The organism is Acinetobacter sp. neg1 (genome assembly GCF_000788125.1).
GTDB lineage: Bacteria > Pseudomonadota > Gammaproteobacteria > Pseudomonadales > Moraxellaceae > Acinetobacter > Acinetobacter vivianii.
In genome coordinates, this window is sequence record NZ_JSZD01000020.1 from 219,146 (window position 1) to 231,891 (window position 12,746).

At 42.7% G+C, this 12,746-nt stretch carries 8 protein-coding genes; 6 read left to right on the forward strand and 2 right to left on the reverse strand.

Annotation, left to right across the window (positions count from 1 at the left end):
• Positions 1-83 precede the first annotated feature (83 nt).
• Positions 84-1,361 carry a glutaminase gene (locus PJ15_RS15290; protein WP_047432269.1) on the forward strand — a complete coding sequence of 426 codons (1,278 nt, stop codon included), beginning with the start codon at positions 84-86 and terminating at the stop codon, positions 1,359-1,361.
• Positions 1,362-1,512: 151 nt separating this feature from the next.
• On the opposite strand, the gene PJ15_RS15295 is transcribed toward PJ15_RS15290, so the two are convergent.
• Positions 1,513-2,388: a LysR substrate-binding domain-containing protein gene (locus PJ15_RS15295; protein ID WP_155766466.1), complete on the reverse strand. Its 876-nt coding sequence runs from the start codon at positions 2,386-2,388 to the stop codon at positions 1,513-1,515.
• Positions 2,389-2,573: 185 nt separating this feature from the next.
• Between PJ15_RS15295 and PJ15_RS15300 the strand changes: the two genes are divergently transcribed.
• The 4 genes from PJ15_RS15300 to PJ15_RS15315 all read left to right on the forward strand — a co-directional run bounded on the left by PJ15_RS15300 (position 2,574) and on the right by PJ15_RS15315 (position 6,583).
• On the forward strand, positions 2,574-3,323 hold the full coding sequence (locus PJ15_RS15300) for an SDR family NAD(P)-dependent oxidoreductase (protein WP_047432275.1): 750 nt from the start codon (positions 2,574-2,576) through the stop codon (positions 3,321-3,323).
• A 78-nt stretch (positions 3,324-3,401) separates the two neighbouring features.
• Complete coding sequence (locus PJ15_RS15305; protein ID WP_047432278.1) at positions 3,402-4,703, forward strand: MFS transporter; 1,302 nt, start codon at positions 3,402-3,404, stop codon at positions 4,701-4,703.
• Positions 4,704-4,722: 19 nt separating this feature from the next.
• Complete coding sequence (locus PJ15_RS15310; RefSeq protein ID WP_155766467.1) at positions 4,723-5,568, forward strand: transketolase; 846 nt, start codon at positions 4,723-4,725, stop codon at positions 5,566-5,568.
• A 10-nt stretch (positions 5,569-5,578) separates the two neighbouring features.
• Complete coding sequence (locus PJ15_RS15315) at positions 5,579-6,583, forward strand: transketolase family protein (protein WP_047432282.1); 1,005 nt, start codon at positions 5,579-5,581, stop codon at positions 6,581-6,583.
• Positions 6,584-6,664: 81 nt separating this feature from the next.
• Here the strand turns inward: PJ15_RS15315 and metH are convergent, their stop codons facing one another.
• Positions 6,665-10,351, reverse strand: a complete 3,687-nt coding sequence (gene metH, locus PJ15_RS15320) for a methionine synthase (RefSeq protein WP_047432285.1) — start codon at positions 10,349-10,351, stop codon at positions 6,665-6,667.
• A 437-nt stretch (positions 10,352-10,788) separates the two neighbouring features.
• Between metH and PJ15_RS15325 the strand changes: the two genes are divergently transcribed.
• Positions 10,789-12,417 (forward strand): inorganic phosphate transporter, encoded by a 1,629-nt coding sequence (locus tag PJ15_RS15325; protein WP_004771272.1) that lies wholly within the window; start codon positions 10,789-10,791, stop codon positions 12,415-12,417.
• Positions 12,418-12,746 lie beyond the last annotated feature (329 nt).

The following is a 12,746-nucleotide window of genomic DNA, read 5'->3' on the forward strand; positions in this document are numbered from 1 at the left end:
AAAGCTATAATTTTTATATGATCGGTACTCTGTACTATAGATTTATCTGAATAAAACTTGAAATGCTTAAAGGCTAGATGACCATGAAAACTCCTCTTCCTGATTATTTGGCACATGTGATCGATGCCTGTGATACTGATAACAGAGGAAATCTCGCCGATTATATTCCTGAGTTAGCCAACGCCAATCCCAACCGATTAGCGCTGGCATTGTCTACTGTTGATGGTGAAATCTATTCCGTTGGCGATGATGAAATTGAATTCACCATTCAGTCGATGTCTAAACCCTTCACGTATGCCTATGTGCTTCAACAGCTTGGTATTGATGCCGTATTAGAAAAAGTCGGCGTTGAACCTTCGGGCGAAGCATTTAATGAAATTTCATTGGGAAAAGATCGCCGTCCTAAAAATCCGATGATTAATTCGGGTGCCATCACTACACATTCTTTGATCCCACCAAAAGAAGATGTATCTGGCGCAGAAATTTTACGTCAGTTTATGAGCGAGTTGGCTGGTCGTGAACTGCAATTTGATGATGCGGTATATGAATCTGAGGTGAAAACTGCTTACCGCAATCTCTCGATTGGTTATATGTTGCGAACCGTAGGGATTTTAGAATCTGATCCTGTCGATATTGTGAATGGCTATATTCGTCAATGCGCGATATTAGTGACGGTTAAAGATCTGGTACGGATGGGCAGTGTTTTTGCCAATGGCGGGATTGATCCTAAAACTGGAAAACGCTTATTGAATCGTGCGGTGGTACGTCAAGTCCTGAGCGTGATGATGAGCTGTGGTATGTACGATGCAGCGGGAGATTGGCTCACAACGGTGGGCATTCCTGCTAAAAGTGGCGTGGCAGGTGGAATCTTGGGTGTATTACCGGGTCAGGTCAGCATAGCGGCTTTTTCTCCTCGACTCGATGAACATGGCAATAGTGTACGCGGCATCGATATCATGGAAAGACTCTCTCGTGATATGGGCTTGCATTTGATGGAAGGCACACCTTCTGCACAAACCATTGTACAGAGTCATTATCGCACTGGAAAAGATGCATCTTTGAGTGTGTATGTGCTTCGTGGCGTTTTGAAATTTACTGAAGCCGAAATGTTGTTACGGACCTTGCAATGTGAGCCAGACGATAACAGTAGCATCGTGATTGATTTATCGCAGATTTCCTTAATTCATGATGTTGGAAAACGAATGTTTTTGGAAGGCATTGATCGCTTGATTGATGATGGTCATAGTTTGCTGTTGGTTGACCCTGAGCAGCGTTTGGATAACGCGCGAACGCATAAAGATCGTGTCTTACATGTTTATCAGAATCTTGAGGATTTGATTGAGAAGCATAAAGAGCTGTAGGAGTAGAGAACCTATATTGAAATGATGTAGGTTCTAAATCAAGTTGATATATTGTGCTAGAGATGTTTGGATCAGATTGAGCATTTGTCTGTTTTAAAAGTAGGTATTGATGAAGCCTTATAATAAAAATCTCAATTAAGAAATTATGTTCCTAATCTGCCAACTCATCATGAATCCAGGTTAAAAACAGCTCAATTTTAGGAATAAACTGGTGGGTTCGTGGATAAACCAAATGATGAGCAGAGATAGGAATCGATAGCTCATCGGCAAAAACTCTAACCAACTTTCCAGATTCCAAATAATTTTGAGTAAGTAAATTACTTTCTAAAACAAAACCTAGTCCGTGTGTGGCTGCCTCAAGTGACATATAAGAGCGGTCAAAACTCAAAGTGTAGGGAAACTCAGGAATGCTTAAACCCTGATGGGCAAACCATTGGGGCCAAGTAACTAAGGTTGAACGCGATAAAATCAGTTCTTTCTTTAATAAATCTTGAGGTTTATGCACAGGACTACGTTCAAGTAACTTAGGAGATGCAAGCACTTCTAGCTTTTCATTACGAATGGTTCTGATTTCTACGCCTGTCCAGTTGGGCAAACCATGACGGATATCAATGTCAATCTTGTCACGGGTGAAGTGCAAATTTTCATATGAACATGACAAGTTGACCTGAATCATTGGAAATTTTTCTTTAAATGACTCAAGGCGGGGGAGTAACCAGAGCAAACCAAAACTTGGTGATGAATGAATATATAAACTGTCTTTCGGGCTTTTATCGGCAGCTTTTTCAGTCGCTAACATTAGGTTATGCAAAATGGTGGTGACATCTTGAAAATAGCGTTCGCCAGAAGGAGTCAGCGTCACACCACGAGCACCACGAATAAATAAACTCTGCCCAATCATTTCTTCAAGCTTAGCAATTTGATGACTCACTGCTGATGGCGTGAGATTTAAATTCTCGGCTGCCTTGGCAACATTGCCGAAACGGGCGGTTTGTTCAAAAGCCTGTAATGTTTTAATTGAAGGCATCTGATTGAAATTGTTTTCACTACTATCCATGAAATGATCCGTTTTAATCCCTAAAACTTATTTCAAAATAGCATAGGCATGAATTTTTTTCATGCCTTGTTGAATTCGAGCTAATTGCTGGGTTTTGTGAAAAAAGAGATTCTAAGTCAGAACTCAGGACATATAGCGTAAAAAGAGGATTGAACATGTTACTACAAGGAAAAGTGGCATTAATTACTGGCGCAGCATCAGAACGTGGAATTGGGCGAGCAACCGCAGAAATCTTTGCACAACAAGGTGCTAAAGTCATTATTGTTGATCTAGATCTTGCTCAAAGCCAAAACGCTGCAAAGGCACTTGGCGAAGGGCACTTGGGGCTTGCCGCAAACGTTGCGAATGAAGAGCAGGTCAAAGCAGCTGTTGAACAAGCGCTACAATACTATGGCAAGATTGATATTTTAATTAACAATGCTGGTATTACTCAGCCAGTTAAAACACTCGAAATCCAGCGCAATGACTATGACCGCATTTTAGATGTTAGCCTACGCGGAACACTGATTATGTCGCAAGCGGTTATTCCATCCATGAAAGCAAATGGTGGTGGAAGCATTGTATGCCTATCCTCAGTTTCAGCGCAGCGCGGTGGTGGTATTTTTGGCGGGCCACACTATAGTGCTGCCAAAGCAGGTGTATTAGGTCTGGCAAAAGCGATGGCACGTGAGTTTGGTGGTGACCAGATCCGTGTAAATTCTCTTACTCCCGGTCTAATCCAGACTGATATTACTGGTGGTTTAATGAATGATGACCGTCGTCATGACATTTTGGCAGGTATTCCTCTCGGCCGCTTAGGTAAAGCGCAAGATGTTGCAAATGCGGCATTATTCTTGGCAAGTGATCTGTCAGCTTACCTAACTGGTGTAACACTCGATGTAAATGGTGGCATGCTGATTCATTAATCGCTCGCCATTTAAAAACTAAAAATAGAATGATAGTCACAAGAGGATACTGTGGCTAAATGTAAAGGGATTCGCATGATGGATACAGTATTTTCATCTGAAGTAGATACAACGGTTCGTAAATCGGCGTATCGAAAAATTGCATTTCGGCTCATGCCATTTTTAATGCTTTGTTATTTTTGTGCCTATTTAGATCGAGTAAATGTGGGTTTTGCCAAGCTCCAGATGATGAGCGACTTACAGTTTAGTGAAGCTGTATATGGGCTAGGCGCAGGGATTTTCTTTATTGGTTATTTTCTTTGTGAAGTGCCAAGTAACATCGTACTACACAAGGTAGGTGCAAGACGTTGGATTGCCCGTATCATGATTACATGGGGTATTTTGTCAGGTTGTTTTGCCTTTGTTCAAACCGAATGGCAATTTTACACCTTACGTTTTTTACTAGGTGTCGCCGAAGCAGGTTTGGCCCCAGGGTTGTTGCTCTATCTCACTTACTGGTTCCCGTCTTACCGCCGTGCACGGATGACAGTTCTTTGGTTTATCGCGATTCCAATTTCGGGAATGATTGGTGGACCACTTTCAGGCTTAATCATGGACCGAATGAGCGGTGTACATGGCTGGTTTGGTTGGCAGTGGATGTTTGTGATCGAAGCTATTCCTACTGTGCTTGTTGGCCTATTGGTACTCGCTGTTTTAAAAGATTCAGTTCAAGACGCCAACTGGTTGACCCAAGACGAAAAAAACTTGGTGAAGCAAGAGCTTGCTCAGGATAACCAGCACAAAGAAGGTCATTCTAGCGTCAAAGAGTTCATCGCAGATAAACGCTTATGGCTACTGGCAGGTATTTATTTTTGTGTCGTGATGGGGCAATACGCCATTACATTTTGGCTACCAACTCTCATTCGTAACTCGGGCATTAGTGATAACTGGCATATCGGTTTGCTCACAAGCCTGCCTTATATATGTGCCATTGTGGTCATGATTTTGGCAGGGCGTAGCGGTGACCATTTCCAAGAACGCCGCTGGCACTTAATTATCCCGATGTGTGCAGGCGCTATAGCACTCACATTTGCAACTTTATTCGCTTCAAATCTAACGCTCTCTTTAATTTGCCTTTGCATCGCAGCCTCAGGTGTGCTGACGGCATCCTCTTTATTCTGGATGTTACCGACCAACTTTTTGGGTGGTGTTTCCGCAGCGGCAGGTATTGCAGCAGTGAATAGCTTCGCCAACCTCGCAGGCTTCTGCTCACCTTATCTAATTGGTTGGATCACCACCAACACAGGTTCAAATGCAATCGGCATGTTCTTAATCACAGCAGTATTAATTTTCGGTGCCAGTCTGGTTCTGCGTGTTCCAGCAAAACTGGTCAATCGTTAATAAGGAATAGAAAATGACAATATTAAATGTTGATAAAGCAGGCCAAATTGCCGAGTTGCAACAACGTGCCTACCACATTCGCCAACATGCTTTACGCATGGGGCAAGTACAAGGCCAAGGCTATGTTGGACAAGCATTAGGTGCAGCAGATCTACTTGCAGTATCTTATTTCCATGCCATGAAATATCAGCCAGAAAACCCAGAATGGGAAGGCCGTGATCGTTTTTATCTTTCTATTGGGCACTATGCAATTGCACTCTATGCAGCTTTAATTGAAGCAAAAATTATTCCGTTTGAAGAACTTGAAACCTACGGAGCCGATGACAGTCGGTTACCAATGTCGGGCATGGCCTCATATACACCGGGCATGGAAATTACAGGTGGCTCATTGGGTCATGGTCTTGGAATTGCAGTCGGCGCATGTTTAGGACTGAAACAGAAAAAGACGGATGCTTTTGTCTATAACTTACTGTCCGATGGAGAGCTAAATGAAGGTTCAACATGGGAAGCCGTAATGTCTGCTTCTCATTGGAAACTAGATAACTTGATTGCCATTATTGATGTGAATAATCAGCAGGCAGATGGGCACTCAAGCGAAATTTTAGCGTTTGAGCCCATTGTAGACCGTTGGCAGTCATTTGGTTGGTACACCCAACGCGTAGATGGCAATGACGTGGAAGCTTTACTTACGGCATTCGACCAAGCACGAAACCATGAGGGAACATGCCCACGTGTCATTATTTGTGACACCAAGATGGGTAAGGGCGTGTCGTTCTTGGAAAGCCGCGAAAAAACACACTTCATTCGTGTTGATGAACATGAGTGGGATGACGCTTTAAATATTTTGACCCACTACGGACAGTAAGGAATATACCATGAGCCAGTTAGCCAATCCTCCTAAGAAAAAACTAACCACTTCGGCAATGATTGCTTCTATTGCTGCCGAGGGCCAACCGACCAAACCCGCACCATTTGGACATGCACTGAATGCCTTGGCAAAAGAACGTGACGATATCGTAGGTTTGTCAGCAGATTTATCTAAATACACTGACCTGCATATTTTTGCTAAAGAAAACCCAGACAAGTTTTTCCAAATGGGCATGGCAGAACAACTTTTGATGAGTGCAGCAGCAGGACTTGCTCGTGAAGGATTTGTTCCTTTTGCAACAACTTATGCCGTATTTGCATCACGCCGTGCCTACGATTTTATTTGTATGGCAATTGCGGAAGATAACCTGAATGTCAAAATTGTAGCAGCTCTTCCGGGATTAACCACAGGTTACGGCCCAAGTCATCAGGCAACGGATGATATTGCGATTTTTCGTGCAATGCCGAACCTCATGATCATTGACCCTTGTGATGCCTTGGAAATCGAACAAGCGATTTCTCAAATTGCCGCTCATAATGGTCCTGTATATATGCGTCTATTGCGTGGGCAGGTTCCATTAGTACTCGATAAATACAATTACCAGTTTAAATTGGGTAAGGCACAGGTGATTAAGCCGGGTAAAGACTTACTCATCATTTCGACTGGCTTATTGACCATGCGTGCACTTGAGGCAGCCGAAGAGCTTGAAAAAGAGGGCATTGAGGTTTCAGTGTTGCATGTACCTACGATTAAACCTTTAGATGAACAAACTATTTGGGATGAAGTTTCAAAAGGTAGCCGACCTGTCTTAACTGCTGAAAATCACTCAGTCATTGGCGGGTTAGGCGAAGCAGTTGGTTCACTACTTCTAAGAAATGGACAACATCCTCGCTTCGATATGATTGGTTTGCCAGATGCATTTTTAGATGCAGGGGCATTACCCACTTTGCATGATCGCTATGGTATTTCAACTGAAGCAGTTAAAGAGAAGATTAAGGCACATTTGAAGTAAAAAGATTAAATTTTCAAATTGAAAAGGGCGTGATGGATTTCCTTCACGCCCTATTTTTTAATCAGGTTTATTTATATCAACTTAACCAATCGAATCATCTAAATTCGGTGCTAACCAACGCTTCGCTTCATCCAGTGTCCAGCCTTTACGCTTTGCATAATCCTCAAGCTGATCTTGAGAAATCTTGCCCACATTAAAGTATTCACTTTCAGGATGCGAATAATAGAAACCACTGACAGAAGAAGGTGGCATCATCGCAAAGTGTTCAGTTAACTTGGTGCCGATCTTCGCTTCCGAACCTAACCAGTCAAATAATACTGCTTTTTCAGAATGCTCTGGGCAAGCAGGGTAACCTGGTGCAGGACGAATACCGACATATTTCTCTTTGATCAATTCTTCATTGCCCAAAGTCTCATCGGCCTTATAGCCCCAGAATTCTTTACGGATACGCTCATGCAAATGTTCTGCAAAAGCTTCGGCAAAACGGTCGGCCAAAGACTGAACCAGAATCGCTGAGTAATCATCACCTTTGGCTTTATATTCATTTGCCAATTCTTCAGCACCAAAGATCGATACAGTGAAACCACCAAGATAATCGGTATTGTCTTTAGAAGTACTAATAAAGTCCGCTAAAGATAAATTTGGTTTGCCTGTGACTTTGTCTGACTGTTGACGAATATGCTCAAAGGTATGCGTAACCTTTTGACCAGCTTCATCAAACACACTCACTGTATCCGCACCTGTACGTTGTGCAGGGTATAAACCAAATACAGCACGCGCATCGAAACGGTTATTCTCGATAATGTCTTTCAACATCGCTTGCGCTTGGTTATACAAATCAGTGGCTGCTTCACCCACAACTTCATCTGTCAGGATTTTCGGGAATTTACCTGCCAAGCTCCAAGAGATAAAGAATGGTGTCCAGTCAAAGTACTCAACCAAGGTCGCCAATGGATAATTGGTAATGACTTGCGTGCCTAAAGTATTTGGAATTGGTGGCACATAGTTGTCATCCACCTTGAAACCATTTTCAATTGATTCGGCATAGCTGAGTTTGGCTGCTTTCGGTTGCTTATTGGCTAAGCGTTCACGAATCTTGGCATATTCAGCGCGATGTTCTGCAATAAAGTTGCCACGCATTTCTTTAGAGAGCAGGGTCGTTGCCACACCGACTGCACGCGAAGCATCGGCCACATAAATCACCGCATCGTTTTGATACTGAGGATCAATTTTTACTGCTGTGTGTGCTTTCGATGTGGTTGCGCCACCAATCAACAGTGGAATGTCAAAGCCTTTACGTTGCATTTCTTTGGCAACAAACACCATTTCATCTAAAGATGGGGTGATCAAACCAGATAAACCGATGATGTCACATTTCTCATCAATCGCGGTTTGCAGGATTTTTTCCGCAGGTACCATCACGCCAAGGTCAACGATGTCATAACCATTACAACCCAAGACCACACCCACGATATTTTTACCAATATCGTGTACGTCACCTTTAACAGTTGCCATCAACACTTTACCTTTGGACTGGCTACCTGTTTTTTCAGCTTCGATGTACGGATTCAGCCAAGCGACAGCTTGCTTCATCACACGCGCAGATTTCACCACTTGCGGCAAGAACATTTTACCTGAGCCGAACAAGTCACCGACTACGTTCATGCCATCCATCAATGCACCTTCAATTACATCGAGTGGACGCTTGGCCTTTAAACGGGCTTCTTCGGTATCTTCATCAATATAAGTAGTGATACCTTTGACTAGGGCATATTCAAGACGCTTTTCAACAGATTCATTACGCCATTCAAGGTTTTCAGCTTCGCGTTGTGCGCCACTATGACCACGGTATTTTTCAGCCACTTCAAGCAGTTTTTCTGTGGCATTTTGACCTGATTCACCTTGGTTCTGGTTCAGAACAACATCTTCAACCGCTTCTTTCAGTTCTTTTGGAATATCATCATAAATCGCCATTTGACCTGCGTTCACGATCCCCATAGTCATGCCTTGCTTGATGGCATGGTATAGGAATACTGAGTGAATCGCCTCACGGACAGGCTCATTACCACGGAAGGAGAAGGAAACGTTCGATACACCGCCTGAAATCATGGCATGTGGCAAGTTCTGTTTGATCCAGCCCGTAGCTTCAATAAAGTCGACGCCATAGTTGTTGTGTTCTTCGATCCCTGTTGCGACAGCAAATACGTTCGGGTCAAAAATAATATCTTCAGCAGGGAAGCCGACATCATTGACTAAAACATCATAAGAGCGTTTACAAATTTCACGCTTACGTGCAGCGGTATCGGCCTGACCTGCTTCATCAAAAGCCATGACAATAATCGCAGCACCATACTGGCGGCATAGGCGTGCTTTTTCGACAAACTCGTCATATCCTTCTTTTAAGGAAATCGAGTTGACGACAGGTTTACCTTGTACACACTTTAAGCCTGCTTCAATGATTTCCCATTTTGATGAGTCAATCATGATCGGTACGCGAGAGATATCAGGTTCAGAAGCAACCAGATTGAGGAAATGCACCATCGCATTTTGCGAATCGAGCATCCCTTCATCCATGTTAATGTCGATAATTTGCGCACCCGCTTCAACTTGTTGCTGAGCTACTTCCAAAGCTTCAGCAAAGTTTTCTTCACGAATGAGACGCAGGAACTTTTTTGAACCCGTCACGTTGGTACGTTCACCAACATTCACGAATAAGGAATTTTCATCAATATTAAAGGGTTCTAAACCGCTTAAGCGGCAAGCAGGAATAGTTTCAGGCACTTGGCGTGGCTGAATGTCTTTGACTGCATTATAAATCGCACGGATGTGGTCGGGTGTAGTACCACAGCAGCCACCAGTAATGTTGATCAAACCGCTTTCAGCAAATTCTTTAATGAATGCTGCGGTTTGTTCTGGAGTTTCATCATATTCACCGAAGGCGTTCGGCAAGCCCGCGTTCGGATGGGCTGAAATAAAGGTATCTGCAACATCAGCAATGGTTTTGATGTGTGGACGCATGGCATCTGCACCAAGGGCACAGTTAAAACCAATTGACAGTAAATCACCGTGACGAACCGAGTTCCAGAACGCTTCTGCGGTTTGACCCGTTAAAGTACGGCCTGATGCATCGGTAATAGTGCCCGAAATCATCAATGGCAGTTCATGACCGATGTGCTTGAAGACTTCTTTCACTGCAAAAATCGCTGCTTTACAGTTTAAGGTATCGAATACGGTTTCGATCAACAGAATGTCTGCACCACCTTCGATCAGGGCATGCGCTGCCTCAATATAGTTTTCTTTTAATTCATCAAAGGTAATATTACGGAATGCTGGATCGTTGACATTTGGCGAGATTGAACAGGTACGCGATGTTGGGCCAAGGACACCTGCAACAAAACGAGGTTTATCTGGGGTTGAATACTTGTCACATGCGGCGCGAGCTAAACGCGCTGCTTCACGGTTGATCTCTGGCACGAGGTCTTCCATGTGATAGTCTGACATCGAAACGCGTGTGCCGTTAAAGCTGTTGGTTTCGATAATATCTGCGCCTGCATCGAGATAGGCTTCATGAATGCCTTGAATGATTTGCGGCTGTGTTAATACCAATAGGTCATTATTGCCTTTCAGGTCTGATGCCCAATCTGCAAAACGTTCACCACGATAATCTTCTTCTTCTAATTTATGGCGTTGAATCATCGTTCCCATCGCACCATCAATAATCAGGATACGTTGGGCAAGAAGTGATTGTAGGGTGGCAAGCGTGGACATGAAGGAACCCCAGTAGCTGATGAAGATAAAAAGCAGGGGCATTGTAACAGAAGAGATGCTAATGCGCTTATTTTCAGCAAGCTAGAGTATGATTTATGGGGTCACATGAAAAATGTCATAAAAGCTTCATTAAGTTGTCATAATTGAACGGAATAATGCTTAAAAAGCCAACAACTTATTCGAAATATGACAAAAATATGTCATCTTTCGTAGCATTTGTTGCAAAATCAGACAAACAGTTTTGTTGTACTTTTAAGGTTTGTAATGCATTGTTTTTTCTTGATTAAAATTAAAAATGTGGTGAAATTATCGTAAAAAAACACAAAAAAACAGGGTAAAAATATGAAATTTTGGCTTTATGTGACAGTCCTTTGTCATATAATTGTCATAATTTAATTAAACAATACAGAGGATTTTATTATCCTCTCACCGTCTACATGAATTCTAATCTTCCTCCTGTTTCGGATTCACCGCTTGCCAGTTCTCAGGCAAAATCGACGAATGTACATGTACCAACACCGAAATTTTTTATGCCGGTGTTTTTGACAATTATTGTTGCAACACTGATTTATATCGGTTTTCAGTTAAGTGCTGATCTGGCACATGTACCGCCGTTAAGTTTATATTCAGTTATTCTTTTATCGACGGCACTTTTCATCGCTTTAGGCTTTGAATTTGTAAATGGTTTTCACGATACGGCAAATGCTGTAGCGACGGTTATTTATACCAATGCATTACCTGCGCCAGCAGCAGTCATGTGGGCTGGCTTCTGTAACTTCCTTGGAGTTATGGTTGCGAGCGGTGCGGTTGCATACGGTATTATTGCATTACTTCCTGTAGAAATGATCATGAATGTCGGCAGCGGCGCTGGCTTCGCGATGGTTTTTGCATTGTTAATCGCGGCGATTCTCTGGAATCTAGGCACGTGGTTCTTAGGAATTCCTGCATCAAGTTCACACACTTTAATCGGTTCGATTTTAGGTGTGGGCATCATGAATCATATCTTGAATGCGTCTGCTGGTGCGACCAGTAGTGGCATCGATATTGATCAGGTGATTAAGGTTGGTAAGGCTTTACTCTTCTCGCCATTGATTGGTTTTGCGTTTGCAGCCGTTCTATTCTTGTTGGTGAAGAAAGTCTTTAAACGTCAAATGGAGCTGTTTCAGCCACCAGAAGGCAATAAGCCACCACCACCGCTAATTCGTGCGATCCTGATTTTTACTTGTACAGGTGTAAGTTTTGCGCATGGTTCAAACGATGGTCAAAAAGGCATGGGCTTAATCATGTTGATCTTGATCGGTTTAGTACCATTGGCTTACTCATTGAACAAAAATCTGGATGCACAACATTTACAGTCTTTTGAGCAGCTTTCTGCCCAAACTGCTGTGGTTTTGAATGTTAATCAAAACGAACTGACAGATGAAAAAGCACGTGATGTATTAACCAAATATATCCAAACAAAAGAACAAACCGCTGAAGTTGTTCCTGCGCTTGCAAGCATGACATCACATATTGGTACACGTGTTGCGGGCTATGGTGATCTTAAATTGATTCCAGAAGCGGCAGTCAGTGAAATCCGTAATGACATGTATTTGAGTACGACAACATTCAAACGTTTAGACAAAGCTGAAGCTTTACCAGCAATGGATCAAGATCAGGCGAAAGTTGTAAAAGAATACCGTAATAGCCTAGATTCATTCCTTCAGTACATTCCGAACTGGGTTAAAGTTGCAGTAGCGCTTGCACTTGGTCTAGGGACTATGGTGGGCTGGAAACGTATTGTTGTGACTGTCGGTGAACGTATTGGTAAGAACCATATGACTTACGGTCAGGGTATGTCTGCCGAGCTAGTGGCAATGAGTACGATTGCTGCGGCGGATGGTCTTGGTATGCCAGTGTCTACTACTCACGTTTTAAACAGTGCGGTAGCGGGTACCATGGTTGCGAATAAATCAGGTCTGAACTTCGCAACAGTGAAAACCATTCTTTCTGCATGGGTCTTCACTTTACCAGCAACGATTGCATTGTCTGGTGGTTTATACTGGTTATTCTTGCAGTTTGTCTAATGATGCTGAATCATTAGATTAGAATGAAATTTAAGGCTTTGCTTCGGCAAGGCCTTTTTTTATGGGTATTGATTGATAGTGTAGTTAGGGGCTATAGATTTGAGTGGGTTTTAAAGCTCACTGAGAGATTAATCTTAAGGCGTATTGTTTAGGTAGCATCAACTGTTTTTAACAGGCGTAGAAGCGATTTTAGGTAGATAATTGGCGCACTAAAAATATCACTACGATAGAGATGGTCTAGGCGAGATTTAAAATGCTTCTAATAAAAGGGCTTTCTTCCCCAAATGAGGAATATTTTTTTAAGATATTATCCGTTAGTATCAATAGAC